Genomic DNA, 25,716 nt, shown 5'->3' with positions numbered 1-25,716 from the left:
TTCCCTGCCTGAACCCCGCCGCATCCTCAAAACGAGTGGTTAATCCCCACATAAACGCCTGACTGGTTGCCACCCGGCGTGGGGTTGTCGGCGCTCGTCTGGCTGTTCGCTTCCAGCGAAAAGTTCGCACCGTTGCTGTTGCGTACGGTCGCTGCCGTCGCATACAGGAAGGTGCGCTTCGAGAAATTGTATGTGGTGCCGATCTCGAACATGGTCGCGCGCCCGCCGCCCTGCAACGCGTCGCCATTGGTATTGATATGGAACACGGCGGCCGTCGTCGCGAACACAGGCGTCCATTGATAGGTCACGCCGCCCCATTCGTGATCGCCGGAAGTCGGCGCGCCCGCCACGGTGGCGTCCGCGTGCATGTGCGTGTATGCCGCCTGCAATTTGAACTTGCCCACGTACGCGTTCACCATCGCGATGTATTCCCTCGAGTACAGGAACAGGTCGGAGAACCGGCCATTCGCGTCGCGCATTTCATCGAAGATGCCGCGGATCTGGAAGTATTGCCGCGTGTAGGTGAGCTGGATGCCATCGGAGCGGCCGTAGTCGGCAAAGGTGCCGTCGGCGTTCTTTTGTCCCTGGTTGAAACTGGTGGTATTGCCAAGCGAGTACTGGCCGAGAACATCAATGCCATACCAGTTCGGTGATTGATACTGGATGTTGTTGCTCGTCTTGTTCCAGTTGCGGCTGCGCACGAGTGACGCCGATGACCACGCCTGCTGCACGAACGGATCGAAGTCCCACACACCGTTAGATATGGCAAGCATGCGGCCAAGCGTAAACGTGCCGTAGGTATCGTTGGCAAGACCCACGAACGCGTAGCGTTGATACAGGCGGCCATTGGTGTCGCCGGCGGTGCCGTCGCTCGTGTTGATGCCGGATTCCAGCTTGAAGATTGCCTTGTTGCCGCCGCCGAGATCTTCGGAGCCTTTCAGGCCGAACAATCCCGTGCCCCATTCGCCGCTCGCGAGCCGCCAGCGGCTATGACCGCCGACGTTGCTCATGTACTCAACGCCGTTGTCGATACGTCCGTACAGCGTGACACTCGACTGCGCTTGCACGCCACTGACGCCGGCGCAACCGACAGCGGCCGCGATCCACAGTTTTTTCATCGTCTCCTCCGAATTTCGGAAGCGCTCGCCGTCCATGAAATCACTTTGTAGCGACCGCTTCAAACGGATCGAAGGATACACGCGCAAACAAAAACCTGCATTTTCGGCCGGCTATGGATGGCGAGGAAGAGCTCAGACGCGGCGTCTGAACCACCCTGTAAGCGATAAGCGGTCGCGTGTCGCGGGCAAAACTTCGTGCAGCATGTCGGCGGACAAGAACATGGCAATCCGGCCGGCGACGGGCAAGATGTCCCTGGCGCCCATTGCATCCGCAGTGTCGTCGAGATGCAGCCGCAGCGCCCCGCCGTGCTGAGGCAGCCAGTCCGCATTCAAATAGACGATGACCGATACAACGCGGCTGTCGTCATCGCGGAAACGGTCGCGATGCTGCTTGTACGACGCCCCCGGCGGGTAGAACGCGAAGTGACTTTCGTATTCATCGAGTCCGAGGAAGAGTTCACGATTCAGCCCGACCCGCAGCGTTTCCATGATCGCCAGATATTGGTCGCATGCATCGGATTGACCCGCTTGCAGCCACTGGATCTGATCGCCGCGAATCTCGGGTTGCAGCGTGCGCGCCGCACCTTGGCCCACACCCGCGCGCGTCAGGGAGCCCGCCGCCGCCAGCGCCGCGCATTCCCGCGCGAGCGTCACCACGAGTTCAGGTGGCAAAAAGGCGTCGTGCTCCGCCCAGCCATGTTTATGAACCGCGTCCGCAATCTGTCGGTGCAAGTCATCTGCGCGCGTTTCGGACTGCGCCGGCAAGAGCATACGGGTCACTACTTGTTCCATAGAACGAGGGTGCGGGTGGAAGGTCGGACGTCTGGTCCGGAGCGGGAAAAACGGCGGGGTGGGGCTTGAATCCGAGCGAGAGATATTAACACCGGGCCTTATTTCCCAGCGCGCAATGCATAGAAGAAAAAAGTAAAAGCGCTTCGTTGACCCGCGCCCGCCGCGCCACGCATCATGCCCCGACACTTTCCATTTCGGTTTCAAATGTCCGCGAATATTCCCCGCTTCGGCATCTGGGCGCTCGTCCACGGCAGCCGTGCAGCGCTTCAAGATCCCGACGAACCTTACGATGCTTCCTGGACCCGCAATCGCGACCTGATCCTGGAAGCGGAACGGCTCGGCTTCGACGCCACGCTGATTGCGCAGCACACGATCAATCCCCACGATGAAAAGCTCGACCAGCTCGAAGCGTGGACTGCATCGGCGGCGATCGCGGCGCTGACCACGCGCATCGAGATCATCACGGCGATCAAGCCCTATCTTTATCATCCGGTCGTGCTCGCGAAAATGGCGCTGCAGATCGAGGAGATCAGCGGCGGGCGTTTCGCACTTAATCTGGTCAACGCATGGAACCGGCCGGAACTGGCGAAGGCGGGTATCGGCTTCGCGGAACACGATGAACGTTACGCCTACGGCCACGAGTGGATCAGCGTGGTGAGCGCGCTTTTGCGCGGCGAACGCACGACCTTCAAAGGCCGTCATTTCGATGTCGAAGACTATCTGCTGCTGCCGGCGAGCGCGTATCGCGAGCGTCCGCGCATCTATGTAGGCGGCGAATCCGAACCGGCGCGCGCGCTGGTCGCGGACAAAGGCGATGTCTGGTTCATCAACGGTCAGCCGCTGGACGACGTGAAGCATCTGATCACCGATGTCGCGGCTCGCCATCGTGAAGGCGTTGCGCTACGGTTCGGGTTATCCGCATTCGTGATTGCGCGCGAGACCGATGCACAAGCGCAGGATCATCTCGACCACCTCTTCGAACTCGCTGCGAAAGATGCGCCGCTGCGCGCCATCGTGAAGCAGAACAGCGATCCGAAGACGGTCATGCATCAGACCTTCAGCAAGTCGGCGCGCGTGGGAACGAACGGCGGCACGGCGGCGGGCCTGGTCGGAAGTTATGCGACGGTCGCTGAGCGCATCGTGGAATTTCATCGGGCAGGGATCGAACTGTTCATGCTGCAGTTCCAGCCTTTCGAAACCGATATGCGCCGCTTCGCCGAAGAAGTCATTCCGCGCGTGCGCGAGCTTGCAGCAGCTCGGGAAGCTCAGTAAAGGTCGGTCTTCAGACGGCCGGGGAGCGCGCGATCGTAGGCATCGGCGTCGAAGCTGCTGTCGCTCACGTTCTTGAGCATTGCGCCGGCGCTTGGCAAGCTCGCGCGATCCACGTGCTTCTCTGCGTTCCACAAGTCCGATCGCACGACCGCCTTCGAGCAATGGAAATAAACCGACTCCACATGCACCAGGATCACCGTGCGCGGCGGCTTGCCGTTCACGTTGAATGACGCGAGCAGGTCGCTGTCGTCGGCAATCGATGCACGCCCGTTCACCCGCATCATTTCTCCCGCTCCCGGCACCAAAAACAGCAACGCAATGCGCGGGTCATGCACGAGATTCCTCAAAGTGTCGATGCGGTTATTGCCCGGGCGATCCGGAATGGCGAGCGTGTGTGCATCGAGAATACGCACGAACCCCATGGCATCGCCTTTGGGCGAACAATCGAGTCCGTCTTCCCCCGCTGACGCCAGCATGACGAACGGCGATGCAAGAATGAACGCGGCGTAGTCTTCGCTGATGTACGAGATTTCCTTGCGCACCGACCGCTCGTTCGGTTTTCCGTAGATGCTTTCGAGTTCTTCGACGTTAGTCAGCATGGCCGTGGTCCTTGAATGCTTGGCCGCGTAGATTAGCACTCGAACGCGGCATCAATGCGACGCCACCGGGTCAAGTCCCGTCTGCTTCACCACAGGCAGCGCCGCGGGCGACGCCAGGTATTGCAACAGCGCCTTCGCCTCGACCGGATGCTGCGAGCCGACGGGAATACCGGCCGCGAAGCGCGTGACCGATTGCACCGAGTCGGGAATCTTGCCGACGAACGTCACGCCCGGCACCGGCAGCAATTCGCTCACTTGCTGAAAGCCGAGCTCGTAGTCGCCTGTCGCGATCACCGACGCCACCGGAATCTTCGGCACCATCGTCGCCTTGGGCCTGACCTGATCCTCGATGCCGAGCCGCTTGAACAACTCGTTCTGTATGTACACGCCGCTGGCGCTATCGGAGTAGGCAACGGACTTTGCATGCAACAGCGTGTCCTTCAACGCGTCGATCGTGCCGATGTCCGGCTTTGGCGAACCTGCCCGCACGACCATTCCTATGGGCGAATCTGCAAGCTCCACGCGCGATCCCGGGATGACCTTGCCTTGCTTGATCAGATCGTCGAGGGCGTAGCCGACCATGATGACGACATCGGCGGGTTCACCGCGCGCGAGCCGGTTCGGGATAGCTTCGGGCGCCTTGCCCATCGAGGGACCAAGCGCCGTATCGAGCGTATTGCCGCTGGTCGCCGCGAATTGCGGGCCGAGGATCTTGTAGGCCGCCGTGAAGCCGCCTGAACTCATTACGTGCAGTTCCGCGGCTTGAACTGCGGACGCGGCTGCTGCGGCGCCGATGAAAGTACACGCTGACAGCTTCAACAAGAACGATTTCATGAAATATGCGAGTAGGTGAGGAAGTCGATGAAAGCAGCAAACCGTAGCCGCGAAAGTTTAATCGGCATGTGCCGTCAGGTCGCTAGGGGACACCCCGGGATGGACAGGCTTCAGCCGGACCATCAATCGTCCCGCGAACTGTTAAATAGTGAAAACTGGGCATAAACAGAGAGTGAACAGCGGTAGAGTGGCGTATCGAAAACAGCAATTGGAATTCAGGTTGCATTTTCGGGGAACCGTTTAATCGAGCGCTTGGGGAGACCATTCATGGCGCGATCAAAACGTTGGCTCGGGGACATCAGTGAAAAGGAAAGCGCTTTATCAGGGGAATCACGCGTCGAGTATTATCGATGCGGAAATAACGCATATTCGGACCGTGATGTTTCGCTGTGTCCGCTCGGACGCGGACGGCGCGATTTTTCACGCCAGATACTGGAGAAACCGCTTGATGATGTTAAGGGATTCCGGCCTGAGCCACATGCAACGCGACGCGGTGCAATCCCTTTTGAGCGGACTCGCAAAAACGGATTAAGCACGGGTTGAGCAAATAAAGGCCGGGGGGCTGATGATGTTGAGTAAATCCAGTGGAGGTCCGGTTGCCTTGAAGTCAACAATCCGGCCGGGGCAAGCTGCCAGTGGCTTGCGCCGGATCACGCTGGATCTTGAAAAGGACCGCCACGCACGGGCGGCAATTGAAGCGTATGCAGATTCTTGTGCGGATGAATTGCCGTGGCTCGCCGATATTTTGCGCAAAAGGCTTGTCGCATTGAATCGATCGGTGGAGCGCAGCGGAGATCAATTCGACGGTTTGATTAGCGATCACGAAGGGCCGGTTCCGCTCACGCATTGCGAACAAACGGCACGACGGCTGATAACGTTTGCGCGCATGTGCGCAAACGCACGAGAAGATTATTCTGCCGCCGCTTGGGATCACGTGATGAAAAGTATCGATAGAATGCTGATTCAAATGCGGTAACAACTATCGAAAAAGTATAATAAACGCCACGGACTGGTTTGAAACCGCCGAGCAAAAAATAAAATCACGCATTTAGCAAGAAAAAACGAACGATAAGTAAAAGGACTGTCTGGATTATTCAACGGGGAATCAGGCAATGCGGATTTGCGTGTTGGACGACGACCTGAGTCAGACGGCATACGTGGCTCAGACGCTGACCTCGGCGGGGCATGAGTGTCGGGTGTTTACGGACGGCAAAAGCCTGATCCACGAACTCAGGCGCCAGCCATTCGACCTCTTGCTGCTCGACTGGAACATGCCGGAAATGCCCGGCGACATCGTGCTGAAATGGGTTCGCCAAAATCTCGCAACGAACTTGCCGGTCCTGTTCCTGACAAGTCGCAGCGTGGAAACGGACATTGTCCAGATGCTCAATGCGGGCGCGGACGACTACATCCTGAAGCCGGTGTCGCCGCCGGTGCTGCTCGCGCGCGTCGAGGCGCTTCTTCGCCGGATCTACGCGCAGCAGCAGAAACACGTGCCGCATGAGAACTACGGTATCTATAGATTCGATATCCCGGCGCAGCTCGCCATGATCAATGGCGAACCCGTCGCGCTGACGCAAAAGGAATTCGAGCTGGCGCTGCTGCTCTTTCGCAACCTGTCGAGGCCGTTATCGCGTACGCATATTCGCGAATCGGTGTGGCGGCAGGATGTCGACATTCCGTCGCGCACCATCGATACACACGTGTCGCAGATCCGCTCCAAGCTGGTGTTGCGGCCTCAAAACGGATACCGCATCACGCCGATTTACAGCTACGGCTATCGGCTTGAGAAAGTGGGGGAATGATTCGTCGTGAATGGGTTTAGTCAAACTGGGCATGGCGTGCTGGCGGTTGCATTGTTTCTTTCCATGCAAGCCGCGCACGCGAAAAGTCTGCCGCCGCGCGATATCACGCAATACGTGGTGAAGTCCGGCGATTCGCTTTACACGCTCGCCGGTCAATACATGGAAAGTTCCGACGACTGGCGGCTCGTGCGCGACCTGAATCACGTCGCAAATCCGCGTCGTTTGCAGATAAACTCGCGCCTTGCCATGCCGACCGGGCGGCTCAAGCAGAAATTGCTGGCGGCGCGCGTGGTCGCGGTGCGTGGCGGTGTCGAAAAAAGCACGGCGCCGGGCGTGCCGTTCATCCCTGTGAGCGCCGGCGCGTTGCTGCAGGAAGGTGACGAAGTACGCACGGGTCGCGACGCATTTGTATCGATGACCTTGCCCGATGGCTCGCACATCGTGCTGCCATCGAGCAGCCGCATCCAGATCGTGCGCCTGCGCACGACGTTGCTCACGGGCGCGATCGAACGCCGTTTCGACCTCAAACAAGGCGAAGTCACGACCGATGTCACTCCGCTCAGGAACCCGCGCGATTCGTTCCGGGTCACGTCGCCGTCGGTGGTTGCGGGCGTGCGCGGCACGCGTTTTCGCGTGAATTATCTGGCGCAACAGGACGCGACGACGGTCGAAGTCCTTGCGGGCAAGATCGGCGTGGACAGCTCGCCGGATGGATCGGCCAGGCCGCAACCATTTCCGGGCGATGCCGAAACGCTGGTTCTGGCCGGCTACGGCAACGTCACGCGCACGGGCGCAACCGCGGGCACGCCTGTCGCGCTGCTGGACGCGCCGGGGATCACGGAGCCCGACAAACTGCAGCGCCTGAAACAAGTCGAATTCGATCTCACACCGGTCGATGCCGCCAGCGCCTATCGCACGGAAATCGCCACCGATGCCGGTTTCCTCGACCTCCTGCGCGACCAGCGTTCGAGCGGCCTGCACGTAGCATTCGACGACATCCCTGACGGCAACTACTTCGTGCGTGTTTCGGCCACGGACCCAAAAGGCATAGATGGCTTGCCTCAAGTGTTCACCTTCGTCCGCCACCTCGATACCACCAACCTTACCGCCGCGCCGACCGAAAGCGGCGGCTACGCGTTCAAATGGCACGTGGATGGAGAGGCAGCGCGGTATCGGTTCATTCTGTCAACGAACGATGACTTGAGCGCGCCGCTTATCGATCTGCTCGATGTGACCGGCGGCGCCATGTCGGTCGCGCATCTGGCGCCGGGCAAGTACTACTGGAGCGTCGTCGTCGATGTCTTCGAGAACGGCCGGCTGCTTTCCGTGCCGGGCGAAATCCGCTCGTTCACGCAAACCCGGTAGGCGCGACGCATGCCGTGGCGCTTTTCTTTTCGCAGCCGGCGGGACCCGCGACCGTCGCTGGGCAAGCGGTTCCTGATCGAGTGGACGCTGATTGGCGCAATCGGAATTGCGGCGGTCGTGTATGGCGTCTTCAGTCCGCTGAGCGAACGCGCGAGCTTTCTGTTCTACGATCAACTGCTGCTGCATTCGAAGCATCGGATGGCATCGGACATTGTGATCGTCGCCATCGACGATGAAAGCATTGCCGAGCTCGGACGCTGGCCGTGGCCGCGCGACACGCACGCCGCGCTGCTCGAGCAGATCGCGCAAGCGAAGCCCCGCGCCGTGGCTTACGACGTGCTGTTCACGGAATCGTCGCCGGGCGATGCGGCGTTCGCCAGCGCGATGAAACGCGTGCCCACCTATTTGCCGTTGCTGGTCGACCGGCAGCCGGTCAACCAGAGCGCGCCCGCGGCCATCGAACCGGTTGCTGTTCTACGCAATGCCGCTGCGGGCATCGGACATATCGATCTCGATGTAGACCGCGACGGCATTGCGCGCAGCGTCTCGCTGTTCGAGGGCAGCGGCCACGACTGGTGGCCGGGATTGATGGTGCCGGTGTACCGGGCGTTGCGGGGTGCAGATGCGTTGTTGCCGGGTGCATCGCGGATCGAAGCGCGGACTGACGAGGACGTAAAACGCGCACATCGCATGATGATTCCGTTCTCGCGCGCATCGGTGGAATACCCGCGCGTTTCGTTTGCGTCCGCAATGCTCGGCCAGGTGCCGCCCGAATTCTTCGCGGGCAAGATCGTGCTCGTCGGCGCGACGGCGGCAGGCTTGCGCGACCGCTTCGCCACGCCGATATCCGGCGCGATCGGCGAGTTGCCGGGCGTCGATATCCACGCGACGATTCTCGACGCGCTGCTCGAAGGGCAGGCCATCGAACCCGTCGATGATCAAACGGGCGCATGGGCGAGCGTCGTTCCTGTTTTGCTGCTGCTCGGTGGCTTGTTGGTGATGTCGCCGTTCCAGTCGCTGATCCTGACTGTCGGGCTCGCATTTGCGAGCCTCATCGCGAGCGCTGCACTGATGTACGTGCGTTCGCGCTGGCTCTCGCCTGTTCCCGCGCTTGGCGGACTCGCGCTCATTTATCTGCTGTGGAGCTGGCGGCGTCTCGAAGTCGCGATGTCGTATCTCGGCCAGGAATTGCGGCTGCTTGCCGCCGAACCCAACCTTCTGCCCGGCGCCGATATAAAACCACAAGGCGCGGCGGGCGATATGCTCGAACGGCTTATCGGGCTCACGCGCCAGGCCGTGCAACGTCAGCGCAACATGCGGCAATTCATCTGGGATAGCCTGAACAGCTTGCCGGAGCCCATCGTGGTCTGCGATCACGACGGACGGATCCTGTTGGTCAACGACCCCGCGCACCTGCACCTCGGGCCCATGCGTTTCACCGACATGTCCATCACGGACGTCTTCAGCACGTTCCACTTCGTGCGCCTCGTCGATGAAACCAGCCGCGAGATCTCGTGGCCCGCTGTGCTCGATCCACGCGTGAGCGCGCACGCGGACGTGATGACGCGCGGCATCGAAGTACGCGACCGCCACGGCCGCGACCACATGCTGCGCTACGCGCCGTGCACGACGAGCGCGGGCGAAGCGCCGGGATGGATCGCAAGCTGGGTCGACATCACCGCGCTGCACGCGTCCGAGCGTCAGCGTGACGACATGCTGCATCTCCTCTCACACGACATGCGCTCGCCGCAGGCATCCATATTGGCGCTGCTCGACACCGAGCGGCCGCATCTCGATTCGCCTCGCGCGCTTGATTTGATGGCGCGCATTGAACGCTACGCGCGCCGATCGCTCGCTCTGGCCGATGACTTCGTGCAACTCGCGCGCGCCGAGTCGCAGCACTATCAGCTTGAGCTTTTGAATCTGCACGAACTCGCCATCGACGCCAGCGACGAGATCTGGCCGCAGGCCAACGCGAAACAGATCGATGTCCGATGCCTGTCCGAAGGCGATCATTTCTGGGTGCTGGCCGACCGTTCCCTCATGACGCGCGCGCTGATCAACCTGCTCAGCAACGCGGTCAAGTACAGCCCGCCCGCGACACGCGTGGATTGCATCGTCAGTGCGATGCCCGATGCCGTGACCTGCGTGGTCCGCGATCAAGGCTATGGCATTGCTATCGAACAGCAAACGCATCTCTTTGAGCGCTTTCGCCGCTTTCACGCCGATGGCCAGCCGGCAAGCGACGGAACGGGTCTAGGCATGGCGTTCGTCAAGACCGTGATCAACCGCCACGCCGGCGAGATCGCGATTGAAAGCGCGCTGAACATGGGAACGTCCGTGACGATCGCGCTGCCTGCGCACGGCGTCGAACCATAAAGAGGGGAATGAAGTGAGACCAGGAACAATAGCCGCCGCACTCTGTCTTGCGATCCTAAGCGCTTGCGCGAGTGAACAACCGGTTCGCATCAGCGCATATCGCGATGGCGCTTTTACGACAAGCGGCGTCAAGACGTATGCGCTCGACTCGGCGCAAGCGGCTGCAGATGACGCCACCACGCGAACACTCGATGAAGCGCTCGCCGCCCAGGGCCTGCGCTCCGCGTCGGCAAACCGCGCGGACTACTTGATCAAGCTAGGCTACGCGACCCGCCCGGGGAACGTCCGCGTTCAGGCAACGTGTTCAGCCGCGCCGGAAAGCGCCTGCGATGACATCGAAGCACCGAAAGGGTTGTTCGAACGAAAGCGCTATGTGCACGCGCTGACGGTCCAGTTCATCGGAAAAGCGACCGGCGCGATCGTGTATCAGGTCAGCGTCACGCATGCCGACCGCGATCCGGTGGGAAACGCGGCCTTGCCGGCGCTGATGAAATGCGCGTTCAACAGATTCCCGTTGCAGAACGCCGATCGGCGCGAGCTTGTCGACCCGGCGCGTTGCGATTGAAAACGCCGTCAATCCAGCGCCTTGTCGGACGTTTCATCCATGCACGCAACCGCGATCAAACCGAGCGCGCCGCAGCCGATCACATACCACGCCGGCGCGAGCACGCTGCCCGTCACGATGATCAACGACGTCACGAAGAACTGCGCGAAGCCGCCAAAAATCGCGACGCCGAAGCTATACACCACGGCGCCGCCCGTCGCGCGAACGGAGCGTGGAAAAAGCTCGCCGAGCATGGCCCCAACGCCGCCGATGTTGATCGCGTGCACCGCCGACAGCAGCGCCACCACCGTGATCAGCGTGCTGGTCGCCGGCCACTTGTTCAGCGCGACAAACGCCGGATAGATCGCCAGCATCAGGATGACCCGGGTGATTTGCGCAAGCGGCTTGCGTCCGAAGCGGTCGGTCAGATAACCGCCGACCGGCGCGAGCACGAAGATGATCGCACCCGACAAACATCCTGAAAGCATGGCCGTTGCCGGCGGCAGCCCGAGCGTCTTTACGCCATAAATCGACAGATAAAACACGATGATGAAATGTGCGGCCGTGCCGGCGATCGTCAGGCCGAGCCCCGTCAAGAGCGCGCGTTGATGGTTTCGGATCACATCGAGCAGAGGTAGTTTTGGCGGCTTGGTCAAGAGCGTACGCGGCGGTTCTTCTTCGAGCGTGCGGCGCAGCCACCAGCCGACCGGCACAATCAACGTGCCGATGATGAACGGCACGCGCCATCCCCAGTTTTCGAGTTGCGCGGGCGTGAGGCTTGCCGTCAGCGCGACGCCGGTCAGCGCGCCCGCAAGCGCGGCCAGGCCCTGGCTCGCGAACTGCCACGCTGCATAGAAGCCGCGCCGGTTCGGCGGCGCCTGCTCGATCAACAACGTAGTCGACGCCCCCACTTCGCCGCCCGCCGAAAATCCCTGGATCAGCCGCGCGATCACTAGAATCAACGGCCCGGCGACGCCGGCCTGCGCATAGGTTGGCGCGACTGCGATCATCGCCGTGCCCAGGGCCATCAGGCCGAGGGTTAGGACCATCGCTTTCTTGCGTCCCGCGCGGTCCGCATAAATGCCGATCAACAATCCGCCGACCGGCCGCGTGAAGAAGCCGACGCCGAAGCTCGCGACGGCGAGCAGCAATTGCCCCACCGGATCCTGCACCGGGAAAAACAGCTTGCCGATCACGAGCGCGAAGAATCCGTAGACGGTGAAGTCGTAGAATTCCAGCGCGTTGCCTACGGCCGCCGCCGTGACGAGTCGAGCGCGGCTCTGCTTGCGCGCCGGAACGGCGCCCGTTGCCACGTCGATATCGCGTAATGAAGGAATGCCCATGTTTTCTCTCGATGCGCGGTGCTTAGGGATATTGGAAGCGTTCAGTCAGCCACTCAGTCGGCTAAATACGCTTCGGCCAGTCGCACCCAGTAGCTCGCGCCAATCGCCAGCACGTCGTCGTTGAAGTCGTAGCCTGGGTTATGGACCATGCAACTGCCTTTGCCCTCGATTCCGTTGCCAATCCACGCATACGAACCCGGCACGACCTGCAGCATGTAGGCGAAATCCTCGCTGCCCATCAGCGGCTTCGCGTTGGTATCGACGCGTTGTGCGCCGAGCATTTTCGTGGCGACATCGGCGGAAAATGCCGTCGGGTCCGCGTGATTGAAAAGCACCGGATAACCCCATTCGTAATCGATATCCGCCTCCACGCCGAACGCCGCCGCCTGAGCGTGCACGAGCGTAGCGATGCGATCGCGCAAGAGTTCGCGCACAGCGGGATCGAGCGCGCGGATCGAGAGTTTCATTTCGGCGGTTTGCGGAATCACGTTGAAGGTGTCGCCCGCCTTCACGCTGCCGACCGAGATCACCGCCGACTTCTGTGAATCCACTTCCCGCGCGACGATGCTCTGCAACGCCAGGATGATCGCGCCCACCGCCGGCATGGGATCGCGCGAAAGATGCGGCAGCGCGCCGTGGCCGCCAAGACCGCGCAACACGATGGTCGCGCGATCCGCCGACGCCATCGCGGGTCCGGCGCAGAAGTTCATGCCGCCCGCTTCAAAGCCCGGCATGTTGTGGAGGCCAAAGATGGCATCGCAGGGAAATCGCTCGAAAAGCCCGTCTTCGATCATCACGCGCGCGCCGCCGTAGCTTTCCTCGGCGGGCTGGAAGATCACCGTGAGTGTTCCCGAGAATTGCCGGCTCTCCGCCAGATATCGTGCCGCGCACAGCAGCATGGCCGTGTGGCCGTCGTGACCGCACGCGTGCATGGTCTTCGGCACGGCGCTTGTGTAGCTCAGGCCGGTCGCTTCCTCGATAGGCAGCGCGTCCATGTCGGCGCGCAAGCCGATGCGCTTCTTGCCGGCCCCGTGTTTCAGCACGCCGACCACGCCGGTCTTGCCCACAGCACGCGTTACCTCGTAACCCCACTGCTCAAGCAAACCGGCAACGAGATCGCTCGTCGCCCGTTCCTCGAATGCAAGTTCGGGATGTGCGTGAATCTTCCTGCGCACGGCGATGAACTCCGGTGCAATGGCGGCAATACCGGGAATGACGGGATCGACTGACAACATGACAAGCTCCTTGAAGACGGGTGACTAACACCGGTCAAGCATATAAAGTCCGGGAGCAAACCAGAAGACAGCTAATTAAATTTGCGACTACCGTGGGTTGTCGGTAGAAACCCGTATTTGTCGCTGGCGAATCGAGACAAGAGAGATCGATGTAGATGAAATACCATCAATTGCGAGCATTCCTGACGGTCGCCGAGCAGGGCAGCATTCGCGCGGCGGCGCGCAGCCTGCATCTCTCGCAAGCCGCGTTGACGAAGGCATTGAAGGAGCTCGAACAGGACCTCGGCGTGCCGCTCGTGCTGCGCACGGCGCGTGGTGTGCAACTCACCGCTTTCGGGCAGCAGTTGCGAATTCGCGGGCAGATGGTGACGAGCGAAATGCGCCGCGCGGAAGACGACATCGCACACATGAAAGGCGAACTGACCGGAAGCGTTGCCGCGGCCATTACGCCGAGCGCGGCGTTATCGATACTGCCGAAAGCGTTCCAGATCTTCCGTGAAAAGATGCCCAACGCGCGCGTGAGTTTTATCGAAGGATTTCCGGGCGTGGCGCTGCCGCGTCTGCGCGACGGCTCGCTGGACTTTGTCGTGGCCGTCGTCAAGCCGGAACGTCTTGGTCCGGAGTTCGATTACATCGAGTTGTACGAGAGCCCGTCGGTGATAGTCGGCCGCGAGGGTCATCCGCTCGCGCGCTGCACGACGCTCGCCGGACTCGTCGATGCCGAATGGCTGCTCAATCCGTCGCCTGAAAGCTCGACGCGTGAATTGCTCGATTTTTTTGCCCAGCGCGGCTTGCCGGAGCCGAAGCGGGTGATCGAATGTCCGAGCTTCGTGATCGCGCACGGCTTGTTGCGCGGCTCGGACACCATCGCGGCCTTGCCCGCGCCGCTGCTCGATCATCTTTGGGTCGGCGATGGCCTTGCCGTGCTGCCTATAACGGATCTGCCGCCGGCCATCGCGATCGGCGTGGTGACGCGCCGCGACAGTCCGCTCACGCCGGCGGCGTCCCTGCTGGTCGAATGCCTGCAGGACGTGGTTGCATCACGCCGCACGCCTACTTCACGAGATGCAGGCCCTTCGCCAGCACGACACCTTTCTCGCGATTGATCAACCAGACATCGCCGATATTCGCGTGCAGCGTCGCGGTGCGCGTGGTGATGTCGGTGGGTTCTTCGTTGGTCGGGTCGCTATGTTCGACGGTTTCGGTCAGGTAAGGCGGCACCACGCGGCAGATCAGCACCAGCGCGAGATCGCCATCGCCCGCGGCCTCGAACGCCGCCTCCGATAACCCGAACCGCCCGCGCACGCTGGTCTTGTTATGTTTGCGGGTGGTTGTATCGAGTTCGATCACATCGATATTCTGGATATAGCCCTTCGCCCTCGCTTCCGCCGCGACGACGAGCTTGCGCCCGCGCGGGCCCATGATCGTCTTCTTCAGCACGACGGCGTCCGGGTGATCGCTGTCAGAAAGGTCCACGTCTACGGTCATGACGTGGATCTTCGAGCGATACCTGATGCCATACGGCGCCGGGACCACGAATGCGAGGTCGCGGCTGAGCTTCGCGTCGGTTATCGCGGGATCGTGAAGCGTCTTGGGCAGCGCCGTGCCAATCAGGTCTTCCACGCGATGAGCAAACGTGCGCGTTTTTCCGGGCGTGAGCTTGTGTGCGAGCGCGTCCCTGACGGACACGGGATCGTCGCCGGTAAAGCCTGGCGTGATGGTCAATTCGACGGCCGCCGCCGAGGTCGAGCTTGCGCCGCTGGCCGGCTGAGCCCGCACTCCCGCCGATAAACACAAAAGCACGCAAGCGGCGCACAAGCTCGCGTGCCTGAATGGCTGAAGACGCATTAGCAGACTCCCATGGACATGATCGCGGACCGCTGGCTGGTCTTCGTGCTGCAAGAGCAGCACATAAGGTTTCAATTCTATTCGATGGTGCGTGGCGCAAATAAATCGGCTGCTCGCGGTGTAGAGTTTATTCAATTGCCGCGCGAGTCCGCCGGACGCTCAAGGATAAATCGATATGAAATCGCTAGTCATTTACGTGCTGGTCTGCGGATCCGGCAAATGAGCGGCCCGCTTAAGGGAATTCGGATCGTCGAAATGGTGGGTCTCGGACCGTGCCCGTTCGCCGCGATGATGCTCGCCGACATGGGCGCTGAAGTGATCCGCATCGACCGGAAGCCGACGGGCGGCGCGACACCTTATCCCATGCAAGGCACCCGGTTCGATGTCATGGCGCGCGGCCGCCGTTCCCTGGCGCTCGATCTGAAGCAACCAGAAGGGCGCGAGCTGGCGCTGCATCTGATCGATCAAGCCGATGGGTTGATCGAAGGCTTTCGCCCCGGCGTGATGGAGCGGCTCGGGCTTGGACCGGATGTCTGTGCAGCACGAAATCCGAAGCTGGTTTTTGGCCGCGTGACCGGCTGGGGACAGGATGGACCGCTTGCGAACGCCGCCGGCCACGACCTGAACTACATCGCGATGAGTGGCATGTTGCACGAGATCGGCAGGGGCGACGCGCCTCCCGTGCCACCGCTGAATCTTGTAGGCGACTTTGGCGGCGGCGGGATGATGCTCGCGTTCGGCGTGGTGTGCGCGCTGCTGGAAGCACGCGGGTCGGGCAAGGGGCAGGTCATCGACGCCGCCATGGTCGAAGGCTCGGCGCTCCTCGGCGCGATGATCTACGGCTACAAGGCGTTCGGCGCGTGGACGGGCGAACGCGGCTCGAACATGCTTTCCGGCGGCGCGCACTTCTACAACACGTACGCGTGCGCGGATGGCAGGTTTGTATCGGTTGGATCGATCGAGCCGCAGTTCTACGCGTTGCTGCTCAAGCTGTGCGACATCCACGATCCCGGCTTCGATAACCATATGGACCGCAGCAAATGGCCGGAGCTGAAAGCGAAGATTGCGGCGGTTTTCGCAACGAAACCGCGGCAGGCATGGTGCGAGTTGATGGAGGGTACAGATGCCTGTTTCGCGCCCGTTCTCGACATGGACGAGGCGCCGTTGCACGCGCATAACCGGGCGCGCGAGACTTTCATACAAGTCGATGGTGTGACGCAACCGGCGCCAGCGCCGCGTTTCAGCCAGACGGCGCCGGAGGTGAGCGCGGCGCCAGCAAGTCCCGGGCAGCATACCGACGAGATTCTTCGCGACTGGAATGTGCCGGATGAGATGATTGAGGCGCTTAGGCGGAAGACGATTATCTAGCGCTTGCCAAACCGCGCTCTACTCCACCACCGCCTCCTTAACCACCTTGCGCCGTCCCACGACGGACTCGAAGAACTGCTCATAACGCCGGCGGCATGCGCGCCAGCCGAATTCATCGGTGGCGAGCGTGTTGGCCGAACTCGCCGCTGCCGCCGGCCACGATTCGCTGATCGAACGCACGATAGCCGGAAGCTCGCTGATGTCATCGAAAAGATGGACGTTGTCGAACTTGTTCGCCGCCCATTTCATGAACGGCGTGGAGCGCGAGATCACCAGCGGCACGCGTCCGATTGCCTCGAAGAACGCGCCGCTCACCAGCATGGAATCGGCGGCGTGCGGCAGGATGATCACGTCTGTATTCACCACGTTTTGCGCGAACTCGGCGTCCGAAAGGAATTTGGCGTCCAGGTTCACCGCGCCCCGCAGCTTCCGCCGGTCGAGTATCTCGTTGAGCGTCGCAAGATAGGCCTCGGTGCCGAGACCCGCAATCTGCAGATTGCATTCGCTCGGCCAGTTTTCGAGAACGGCGTCGATCTGCTTGTATGGGCGGATCACACCAAGCAGCGAGAACAAGGGCTTGCCGCTTTCCTTCTTCGGCACGGTCGGCGATTGCCCCGGCGAATCCCAATACAGCGGATGGGGCAGATACGTGGCGTTGTACTTTTCCTCGAAGTTCGGCGCGTGGACCACACGGAAATCGGCCAGACCGCGAATGAACGACATCACGCGTTTGGCGAGTCCCCGGTTGAAGCCGGTTGTATCGTGAACGATATGGTCGTGCACGAAGTACACGGTCTTCGCTCTGGCAATCATGATCAGCGTGCAATAGAAAGCGAAAAGCAGGCTGCCTGAAATGCTGAACTGAGCGCGGCCTTTCTCGCGCTTGAATGGCCGATACTCGAGCCAGTGGAATACGAGGACGTTGTTCGGCTTGAATAGCTCGACAAATCCGCCTTGCAGCAAACCTTTTATGGAAAGGGGCATCACGTCGTAACCAATCTCGGTAAATAGATTCTTCTGAATCTCGATATAGCGATTGGTGTAATTGGTGAAAGGACACATCAGGATTTTTGTCCGCGATTCACCTGACGGCTTGCTTTCCTGGGTACTGATCTCTGGCATATGCACGTATCCGGTTGGACTGATTCGAAGGGGATTGTCGCGAGTGAGCACGCAACGGTAAGACGCGCCGTTCGGGCTGCGGATCGGTAAAACAATCTTCTTGGGAAGGCGCAACGGCGACGCAACGATTGATTCGCTTTAGCTTAACACCCGGAAAAACGGCGCGCTGTATCAGTTTGTATGTCTGATTGAATCGAAAGAATTGATGGCCGATTATGGTGGCCGATTATGTTTAGTAAGACCGAATTATTAAATCAGGGCGCTCCTGTAAATCGCCCTGATTAACGACCTGGCTTCAGCCCGCCGCGAATCTCACCACGATCCGGCTATAAGGCACGTTGCGATCGACCGTCACCGACCCGATGCCTTTGCCCGCATAAGTCGTCACCAGCCGCATGCCGAGGCCGGTGCCTTGCGGTTTCGGAAAGTCGTTCGGGAAACCGTCGCCTTCGTCCTCGACCGCCAGCAATAACGCATCGCTTGCTCGTTCCAGCCTGACGCGCACCTTGCCGCGGCCGTATTTAAGCGCATTGGTTACGAGTTCCGCGGTGACAAGCCCGAGCGGCGCGAGCCGCGCGGCGGGCAGTACGATGGATTCTCCTTCCAGTGTGACTTCGCGATCCGCAGCAAGCTCGGCCAGGTCGGCGGTCAGGCCGCGCAGGTAACTTGTCGCGTCGGTGGCTTCGGCGCCGTCGTCCTGATAAAGCCGGTGATGCACCGATCCGACCGTCCGAACGCGCGTGGCGGCGGCTTGCAAATGGGTGGCTACAGATTTGTCGCCGGCAAGATTCGCCTGGAGCGCGAGCAGCGTCTGCACGAGTTGCAGGCTGTTGCGCACGCGGTGATGCACCTCCTTCATCATCAGCGCGGAGTTGCCCAACTGGATTTCCTGGCTCGATACCAGCGCGGCAAGTTTCTCTTCGTTCTCATGTCGCTCGGTCACGTCGCGCATGGTGAGCACGACGCGCTTGACGTGGTCGTCGGCATCGCGAATGGGTGCGACCGATACATCCCACCAGCGTGCATCGCCGGCGCAGGTCGGGCAAGGGCCCTCGAAACGCGTCGGCTCGCCGTTCACCGCCGTCTCCAGCGCGTGCAGGACCTTCGTCCGCTGATCGCCGGGCCATAACTCGACGCACTGCGTGCCGCCGATTTCCGAGAAGTCATCGATTTTCAGCGCGGCGAGCCCGTTGTCGTTCATGAACTCGATACCGCCTTCCAGCGACAACACCTGAATGCAATCCACGCTCGCGTTCAGCACGCTGGTTGAGAACAGCTCGTCGGCATCTGTCTGCGATTCCGCCATGAGCCGCTCGCGGCTCATCGAAATCACGTTTGCAATGCCTTCCAGGAAAACGATATCGGTTTCGCTGAAGTCTTCGTCGTCGGAACTGTCGGCCTCCAGTACGCCGAAGGTTTCCGGAATGCCGCGAATGGGCACGTTGATCGCGCGCTTGATGCCGTGGCGCGTCAGCAGTTCCGGCGTGCGGAAGCGGTGTTCAGCGCCCAGATGATTCGACAACACCGGCTGGCCGCTCGTAAACGCGTGGCCGGCGGGACTGGCGTCGTCGGCGCCGAGTTCTGTCGTGCCGATATCCGCCGGGTCCCAGCCCACGCCCGCTTCCAGCACGAAGGTCTGACTTTCCGGCTGGTAGCGCAGCACTTTGACAAAACGCGAATGCAATCCCGCCGATACCGCTTTGCACGCTTCGTCGAGCAGCGCGTCGGCGTTATGCAAGCGCAGGACCGAGGTCGCGAACTGCACGGCAATCTCGTGCTGCAGGCGCAACCGGCTCACCGAGCGGTCGACGGCGCTGCGGATGGTCTCTTCGGGTGGCAATGCGTCCATCAACTTCTCCTCGGCGGCAGCGGCGCGATTGTCGTGTGCATCAACTTATGACAATTCCGGCTTAGTACGCGATTCTAACCGCGAGATTAATTTTGAAGGATTTTGGCCGATTTTAGAGGACGGCTGGCGTGCAATGCTGAACTGCCTGGTCACGGAATTCAGGTTCCTAGGCGTATTCCCCGATGTTACGATCGTAACAAGAGAATGTTAGAATGATGTATCGATTAACCGGAAAATGTTGTGCATTGCACAACCGGCCCTACTCATGCTCGATGTCGCTTCTCAATCTGTTGTTCCCTTGCGCGGCAAACCGCCCGCTGTTCACGCCGAACGCAATCCTGGCGTGCCGCTGGATCTTTCGTGGATCGACGGCTTGCGCGTCAATCAATCGGCGGTGGGCCGTCGCGTCGGCACGCTCGGCACCCGCCGCGCTGTAAAGAAGGACGCGCAGGCCGCCTGGCTGCTGAAGGCGATCACCTGCATCGACCTGACCACGCTCAATGGTGACGATACCGCAGCGCGCGTCGAACGTCTGTGCGCGAAAGCGCGCCGTCCGGTGCGCGACGACTTGCTCGAATCGCTCGGCATGCCGCCGGGTTCGATCAAGACCGGCGCGGTCTGTGTGTATCACCGTTTCGTTGCGACCGCGGTCGCGGCGCTTGCTGGCAGCGGCATTCCGGTCGCGGCGGTATCGACGGGATTCCCCGCCGGGCTGATCCCGCACCCGCTGAAGCTGAAGGAAATCGAGGCGTCCGTCAAAGACGGCGCGGCGGAAATCGATATTGTCGTCACCCGCGAACACGTGCTGACCGGCAACTGGCAAGCGCTCTACGATGAAATGCGCGACTTCCGCGCGGCATGCGGCCCGGCGCATATCAAGGCGATTCTTGCGACGGGCGACATCCGCACGTTGTCGAATATCGCCAAGGCGTCGATGGTCTGCATGATGGCCGGCGCCGACTTCATCAAGACATCGACGGGCAAGGAAGGCGTGAATGCCACGCTCGACGTTTCACTCGTAATGGTTCGCATGATCCGTGAATACCTCGAACGCACGGGCGTCATGATCGGCTTCAAGCCGGCGGGCGGTGTGTCCACGGCCAAGTCGGTGCTCGAATACCAAATTCTGATGAAAGAGGAACTCGGGCGCGAATGGCTCGAGCCGGAGCTGTTTCGCATCGGCGCATCGAGTTTGCTCGCCGATATCGAGCGGCAACTCGAACATCACGTCACCGGCCGTTACTCCGCTTTTCATCGGCATCCTGTTGCCTGAATTCTTCGCATCACTCTCTTACACGAGCTCCCAATGAGCGTAGCCGACTACTTCTCCTCGATGGATTACGGACCTGCACCGGAAGACGACGGCGCCGCGCGCGCCTGGCTGGACAATCACACGAACGGTTTTGGTCATTTCATCGATGGCGCTTATCGCGAGCCGTCAGCCGGCGAGCGTTTCGATTCCTCGGAACCCGCGACCGGGCGCGTGCTTGCGAGCATCGCGCAAGGCGATCAGGCGGATGTGGACGCAGCAGTCGACGCCGCGCATCGAGCGTTGCCCGCGTGGCAAGCGCTCGGCGGCGCCGGTCGCGCGCGCCACTTGTATGCATTGTCGCGGATGGTCCAGCGCAACGCGCGTCTCTTTTCCGTGCTCGAATCGCTCGATAACGGCAAGCCGATCCGCGAGTCGCGCGACATCGATATCCCTCTTGTAGCAAGGCATTTCCTGCATCACGCGGGTTGGGCGCAATTGCAGGATCGCGAGTTCGCCGACTGGGCGCCGCTGGGCGTGATCGGGCAGATCGTGCCGTGGAATTTTCCGCTGCTGATGCTCTCGTGGAAGATCGCGCCGGCGCTCGCGCTCGGCAATTGCGTGGTGCTGAAGCCGGCCGAATATACGCCGCTGACCGCGTTGTTGTTTGCCGAATTGGCGGCGCGCGCCGGATTGCCGGCGGGCGTGCTGAACGTCGTCACAGGCGATGGCCGTACCGGCGCGGCGCTGGTCGATCATCCGCGTATCGCCAAGATTGCGTTCACGGGTTCAACGGAAGTCGGCAAGCAGATTCGCGTGGCGACCGCTGGTTCGGGCAAGTCGTTGACGCTGGAGTTGGGCGGCAAGTCGCCGTTCATCGTCTTCGATGACGCCGATCTCGACAGCGCGGTCGAAGGCGTTGTCGATGCCATCTGGTTCAACCAGGGCCAAGTGTGCTGCGCGGGTTCGCGATTGCTCGTGCAGGAAGGCGTGGAGAAGCGTTTCATCGATAAACTGAAGCGGCGCATGGACACCCTGCGCGTCGGGCCGTCGCTGGACAAGGGCATCGACATGGGCGCGATCGTCGATACGGTGCAGCTCGAACGCATCCAGTCGCTGGTTGCGCGCGGCGTTGAAGAGGGTTGCGTGATTCATCAGCCCAAAGCACTGCAGATGCCGGAGCAGGGCGCGTTTTATCCGCCGACGCTGGTGACGAATGTCGCGCCTGCATCCACACTCGCGCAAGACGAAATCTTCGGACCCGTGCTCGTGACCATGAGCTTTCGCACGCCCGATGAAGCCGTCGCGCTCGCGAATCATTCGCGCTATGGGCTCGCTGCGAGCGTGTGGAGCGAGACCATTGGCCGTGCGCTTGATATCGCGCCGCGACTGGAATGTGGCGTGGTCTGGATCAACGCGACCAATCTTTTCGATGCCGGCGTCGGCTTCGGCGGATATCGCGAATCGGGCTTCGGCCGCGAAGGCGGACGCGAGGGGATTTACGAGTATCTGAAGCCACGCGCGTGGTCTAAGCTGGCCGTTCGTTCTGCGGCTTCTGTTGCGCCTGCGGCTTCCACTTCAGTGGCCGAATCCAACGTCAGCGCGCTCGATCGCACCGCGAAATTGTTTATTGGCGGGAAGCAGGTTCGGCCTGATAGCGGTTATACGCGGCTCGTGCATGCGCCGTCGGGGAACATAGTCGGCGAAGTGGGCGAAGGCAGCCGCAAGGATGTGCGCAATGCGGTTGCGGCGGCGCGTGGCGCTGGCAAGTGGTCGCAAGCCAGCACGCACAATCGCGCGCAAGTGCTGTATTACCTCGCGGAAAACCTGTCGGCCCGCGCGGATGAATTCGCACGGCAACTCGTTGCGCGGACCGGCGTTTCTTCGGCACAAGCCGAACGTGAAGTCGAAGCATCGATCACGCGTTTGTTCACCTACGGCGCGTGGGCCGACAAATTCGACGGCGCCGTCCATTCGCCGCCGCTCAAAGGCGTGGCGCTCGCGATGCACGAACCGCTTGGCGTGATCGGCGTGGTGTGCCCGGACGAAGCACCGCTGCTTGGACTCGTTTCGTTGATCGCGCCAGCGCTCGCATTGGGCAATCGCGTGGTCGCGGTGCCGAGCGAAACCTGCCCGCTGATGGCGACGGACTTCTATCAGGTCGTCGAGACGTCGGACGTGCCGGCGGGCGCGCTGAACATCATCACGGGCGAGCGCAAGCCCCTGGCATCGACGCTTGCAAAACACGACGATGTCGATGCAATCTGGTCCTTCGGCGGCGCGGATTTATCGGCGATGGTGGAACGTGAATCCATCGGTAATTTGAAGCGCACGTTTGTGGACCACGGCCGCGTGTTCGACTGGTTCGACGCGAACGTGTGCGAAGGCCTGCCATTCCTGCGGCAAGCCGTGCAAGTGAAGAACATCTGGATTCCGTACGGGGATTAAGACGTAGCCGATGCAGAAGAAATAGAATCTGAGCGCTTGACCCCGCACGACAGCGGGGCCGCTCAACTGAAGGAGACACAATGCTCAAGAACCTCGATCCGCTGCTGAACGCCGACATCCTGCACGCGCTGTGCGCCATGGGCCACGGCGATGAAGTCGTGATCTGCGATGCCAATTTCCCCGCTGATTCCGTCGCGCGGCAAACGGTCCTCGGCCATGTGCTGCGGCTCGACGGCGTGGACGCGCCGCGTGCGATCCGCGCGGTGTTGTCAGTGTTTCCGCTGGATAGTTTTGTCGATCATCCGGCCGAACGCATGGAAGTCGTCGGCGACGCAAACACGCTTCCCGCCGTGCAACGCGAAGCACAAACAGAAGTCGATGCCGCTGAAGGAAAGGCGACACCGTTTGCTTCCGTCGAACGGTTTGCGTTCTATGAACGCGCGAAAAAAGCGTATTGCGTGATCGCGACCGGCGAAGGACGCGGTTATGGCTGCTTCATCTTCAAGAAAGGCGTGAACCTCGCGCCCGATGTGCCTTCGGGGAATGACAAATGAGCCGCAGCGTTGTCATCCTCGGCATTTATGTGACGGACCTGACGTTTCGCGCCGCGCGCATGCCGCTGCTGGGCGAGACCATCGCGGGAACGGCTTTCGCGATGGGACCGGGCGGCAAGGGCTCGAATCAGGCGGTGGCGGCTGCGCGCGCCGGTGCCGACGTGATTTTCTGCACCCGGCTCGGCGCAGATGCGTTCGGCGAAATCGCACGCTCGACGTGGGCCGCGGAAGGCATCACGGCGCGCGCGACATCAACTGACGGCGTGGCGACCGGCGCGGCGCACATCTTCGTGGACGACGTCACCGGCGGCAACGCGATCATCGTGGCGTCGGGCGCGGCCGGGCATTTGTGCCCGGAAGACGTGGATGCTATCGAAGCGGATATTGCGTCGGCTGCGGTCTTCGTCACGCAGCTCGAACAACCCGTTGCGGCCGCGAAGCGCGGACTTGAAATCGCGCATCGTCATGGCGTAACGACCGTGTTCAATCCGGCGCCTGCCTTTCCGCTCGATGACGACATTTTCCCGCTGTGCGACTACATCACGCCGAATGAAACCGAAGCGACGGCGCTGACGGGCGTAGCAATCTCTTCAGTGGACGACGCACGTAAAGCCGCCGATGTATTGCTCGGCAAGGGCGTGAAAGCGGTGATCGTGACGCTGGGCGAGGCGGGTGCGTTGCTGCATACGCCGACGGAATCGGTGTTGGTGCCGGCGTTCAATTGCGGTCGTGTAGTCGAAACCGCCGGCGCCGGCGATGGCTTCACAGGCGGTTTTGCCGCGGCGCTCGCACGCGGCGATAGCGCGCTCGACGCCGTACGTTTTGGTTGCGCGCTTGCAAGCTTGTCAGTGACGCGCGCGGGCACCGCGCCGTCCATGCCGAAGCTCGCCGAGATCCACGCCGTGCTCGGCGAACCAGCTCAACATTCCTGAACAGAGGAGCGCCTGGATGTTTGCATCGAAATTGCTCGCTGACCGGCAGCTCAACTTTCTGGTCGCGGTGAACCTGCTGGTCGTGATCGTCGCGACGGTTTTATCGCACGGACAGTTCGTCGATATCGACAACCTCCAGTCGATGGGAAGCCAGTTGCCCGAACTCGGCCTGCTCGCGCTCGGCATCATGCTTTCGATGGTATCGGGCAATGGCGGCATCGATTTGTCGGGCGTTGCGCTCGCCAATCTGTCGGGCATGGTTGCGGCGCTGTTGCTGCCCACGTTCATTTCCGCCGACGACTCGCCCGTGCTGTACACGGCGGTGTTCTGTGTGATCACTGTGACGCTTGGCTTGATCGGCGGCTTGATGAACGGCGTGATCATCGCGCGGCTGAAACTCACGCCGATTCTGTGTACGCTGGGTACGTCCTTGTTGTTCACCGGTATTGCCGTGGTGCTGAGCAATGGTGCATCGGTGCGTGTCGAATATCTCGATGCACTTTCGGCCATCGGCAACGGCACCTTTCTGCAAGTGCCCATCTCGCTCTGGATTTTTATCGCGACGGTGTTGCTGCTCGGCTGGTTGCTCAAGCGCACGCCGTTTGGCCTCCGGCTTTACCTGATGGGCACGAATCCGAAAGCCGCGTTCTATGCGGGCATTCCGCGCGACCGCATGTTGATCCTCACGTATGGCATGTGCGGTGTCCTGGCGTCGCTCGCGGGATTGATCAGCGCGACGCATACGTCGAGCGCGAAGTGGGATTACGGCAACTCGTATTTGCTGATCGCGATCCTGATTGCGGTGATGGGCGGCGTGAATCCGGCGGGTGGTTACGGCCGGATCGTGTGCGTGTTTTTGGCCGCGACCGTGCTGCAGTTTTTATCGAGCCTGTTTAACTTGCTGGGTGTGTCGCAGTTCTTTGGCGATTGCGCCTGGGGCTTTTTGCTACTGGCGTCGCTTGCATTGGCCGGTGGTGAACGCGTTCGCGCAATCTTCGGACTGGGTGGCGCAACGCCCGTTATCAAGGCGCCGAAACCGCCTGCTGCATAAATTTTTGAT

Annotated in this window: 21 protein-coding genes; 12 read left to right on the top strand and 9 right to left on the bottom strand. The window is 61.3% G+C overall.

What is annotated here, in order from left to right; translation table 11 throughout:
* Positions 1-26: 26 nt before the first annotated feature.
* Together HB633_RS08955 and HB633_RS08950 are read right to left on the bottom strand one after the other, a co-directional pair.
* Complete coding sequence (locus HB633_RS08955; RefSeq protein ID WP_213777756.1) at positions 27-1,118, bottom strand: porin; 1,092 nt, start codon at positions 1,116-1,118, stop codon at positions 27-29.
* Positions 1,119-1,250: 132 nt separating this feature from the next.
* On the bottom strand, positions 1,251-1,889 hold the full coding sequence (locus HB633_RS08950; protein WP_213778196.1) for a 2OG-Fe(II) oxygenase: 639 nt from the start codon (positions 1,887-1,889) through the stop codon (positions 1,251-1,253).
* Between the two features lie 225 nt (positions 1,890-2,114).
* Between HB633_RS08950 and HB633_RS08945 the strand changes: the two genes are divergently transcribed.
* Positions 2,115-3,182, top strand: a complete 1,068-nt coding sequence (locus HB633_RS08945; protein ID WP_213777755.1) for an LLM class flavin-dependent oxidoreductase — start codon at positions 2,115-2,117, stop codon at positions 3,180-3,182.
* Here HB633_RS08945 and HB633_RS08940 read toward each other — a convergent pair.
* A complete protein-coding gene (locus HB633_RS08940) occupies positions 3,176-3,781 on the bottom strand; it encodes a pyridoxamine 5'-phosphate oxidase family protein (protein ID WP_213777754.1) in 606 nt (201 codons plus the stop codon). The two genes, HB633_RS08945 and HB633_RS08940, sit on opposite strands and share 7 nt — an antisense overlap.
* A gap of 51 nt (positions 3,782-3,832) precedes the next feature.
* Positions 3,833-4,615 carry a substrate-binding domain-containing protein gene (locus HB633_RS08935; RefSeq protein WP_213777753.1) on the bottom strand — a complete coding sequence of 261 codons (783 nt, stop codon included), beginning with the start codon at positions 4,613-4,615 and terminating at the stop codon, positions 3,833-3,835.
* A gap of 1,112 nt (positions 4,616-5,727) precedes the next feature.
* On the opposite strand from HB633_RS08935, the gene HB633_RS08930 reads away from it, so the two are divergent.
* The 4 genes from HB633_RS08930 to HB633_RS08915 are packed head-to-tail and all read left to right on the top strand — an operon-like array spanning position 5,728 to position 10,729.
* A complete protein-coding gene (locus tag HB633_RS08930) occupies positions 5,728-6,420 on the top strand; it encodes a response regulator transcription factor (protein ID WP_213777752.1) in 693 nt (230 codons plus the stop codon).
* A 6-nt stretch (positions 6,421-6,426) separates the two neighbouring features.
* On the top strand, positions 6,427-7,785 hold the full coding sequence (locus HB633_RS08925) for a FecR domain-containing protein (RefSeq protein ID WP_213777751.1): 1,359 nt from the start codon (positions 6,427-6,429) through the stop codon (positions 7,783-7,785).
* Between the two features lie 9 nt (positions 7,786-7,794).
* Positions 7,795-10,164, top strand: a complete 2,370-nt coding sequence (locus HB633_RS08920) for a CHASE2 domain-containing protein (protein ID WP_213777750.1) — start codon at positions 7,795-7,797, stop codon at positions 10,162-10,164.
* 13 nt (positions 10,165-10,177) lie between these two features.
* The gene (locus tag HB633_RS08915; RefSeq protein WP_213777749.1) at positions 10,178-10,729 is read left to right on the top strand and encodes a DUF4136 domain-containing protein; all 552 of its coding nucleotides are present in this window, start codon (positions 10,178-10,180) and stop codon (positions 10,727-10,729) included.
* Between the two features lie 8 nt (positions 10,730-10,737).
* On the opposite strand, the gene HB633_RS08910 is transcribed toward HB633_RS08915, so the two are convergent.
* Positions 10,738-12,051: an MFS transporter gene (locus HB633_RS08910; RefSeq protein ID WP_213777748.1), complete on the bottom strand. Its 1,314-nt coding sequence runs from the start codon at positions 12,049-12,051 to the stop codon at positions 10,738-10,740.
* A gap of 53 nt (positions 12,052-12,104) precedes the next feature.
* Positions 12,105-13,286, bottom strand: a complete 1,182-nt coding sequence (locus HB633_RS08905) for a M20 aminoacylase family protein (protein ID WP_213777747.1) — start codon at positions 13,284-13,286, stop codon at positions 12,105-12,107.
* A gap of 155 nt (positions 13,287-13,441) precedes the next feature.
* Between HB633_RS08905 and HB633_RS08900 the strand changes: the two genes are divergently transcribed.
* Entirely contained in the window at positions 13,442-14,392 is a 951-nt protein-coding gene (locus tag HB633_RS08900; RefSeq protein WP_213777746.1) for a LysR substrate-binding domain-containing protein, read from the top strand.
* Here the strand turns inward: HB633_RS08900 and HB633_RS08895 are convergent.
* A complete protein-coding gene (locus HB633_RS08895) occupies positions 14,340-15,134 on the bottom strand; it encodes a hypothetical protein (RefSeq protein ID WP_213777745.1) in 795 nt (264 codons plus the stop codon). The two genes, HB633_RS08900 and HB633_RS08895, sit on opposite strands and share 53 nt — an antisense overlap.
* A 219-nt stretch (positions 15,135-15,353) precedes the next feature.
* Between HB633_RS08895 and HB633_RS08890 the strand changes: the two genes are divergently transcribed.
* Positions 15,354-16,502 (top strand): CaiB/BaiF CoA-transferase family protein, encoded by a 1,149-nt coding sequence (locus HB633_RS08890; protein WP_213777744.1) that lies wholly within the window; start codon positions 15,354-15,356, stop codon positions 16,500-16,502.
* A gap of 18 nt (positions 16,503-16,520) precedes the next feature.
* On the opposite strand, the gene HB633_RS08885 is transcribed toward HB633_RS08890, so the two are convergent.
* Positions 16,521-17,624, bottom strand: a complete 1,104-nt coding sequence (locus HB633_RS08885) for a hypothetical protein (protein WP_213777743.1) — start codon at positions 17,622-17,624, stop codon at positions 16,521-16,523.
* 295 nt (positions 17,625-17,919) lie between these two features.
* Positions 17,920-19,473 (bottom strand): histidine kinase dimerization/phosphoacceptor domain -containing protein, encoded by a 1,554-nt coding sequence (locus HB633_RS08880; protein WP_213777742.1) that lies wholly within the window; start codon positions 19,471-19,473, stop codon positions 17,920-17,922.
* 265 nt (positions 19,474-19,738) lie between these two features.
* On the opposite strand from HB633_RS08880, the gene deoC reads away from it, so the two are divergent.
* From deoC to HB633_RS08855, 5 genes are all read left to right on the top strand, one after another.
* The gene (deoC, locus tag HB633_RS08875) at positions 19,739-20,746 is read left to right on the top strand and encodes a deoxyribose-phosphate aldolase (protein ID WP_213777741.1); all 1,008 of its coding nucleotides are present in this window, start codon (positions 19,739-19,741) and stop codon (positions 20,744-20,746) included.
* A 33-nt stretch (positions 20,747-20,779) separates the two neighbouring features.
* Positions 20,780-23,170 carry an aldehyde dehydrogenase family protein gene (locus HB633_RS08870; RefSeq protein ID WP_213777740.1) on the top strand — a complete coding sequence of 797 codons (2,391 nt, stop codon included), beginning with the start codon at positions 20,780-20,782 and terminating at the stop codon, positions 23,168-23,170.
* A gap of 80 nt (positions 23,171-23,250) precedes the next feature.
* Positions 23,251-23,724, top strand: coding sequence for an RbsD/FucU family protein (locus tag HB633_RS08865; protein WP_213777739.1), 474 nt, complete (start codon positions 23,251-23,253; stop codon positions 23,722-23,724).
* Positions 23,721-24,656 carry a ribokinase gene (gene rbsK, locus HB633_RS08860; protein WP_213777738.1) on the top strand — a complete coding sequence of 312 codons (936 nt, stop codon included), beginning with the start codon at positions 23,721-23,723 and terminating at the stop codon, positions 24,654-24,656. Before HB633_RS08865 ends, rbsK begins: the two co-directional genes overlap by 4 nt.
* A gap of 16 nt (positions 24,657-24,672) precedes the next feature.
* The gene (locus HB633_RS08855; protein ID WP_213777737.1) at positions 24,673-25,707 is read left to right on the top strand and encodes an ABC transporter permease; all 1,035 of its coding nucleotides are present in this window, start codon (positions 24,673-24,675) and stop codon (positions 25,705-25,707) included.
* Positions 25,708-25,716: the final 9 nt, after the last annotated feature.

This window comes from Caballeronia sp. dw_276 (assembly GCF_018449635.1).
In the GTDB taxonomy this organism is placed as follows: Bacteria; Pseudomonadota; Gammaproteobacteria; order Burkholderiales; family Burkholderiaceae; genus Caballeronia.
The sequence above is the reverse complement of the archived record's forward strand: the minus strand, read 5'-3'. Positions and strand labels throughout refer to the sequence as shown.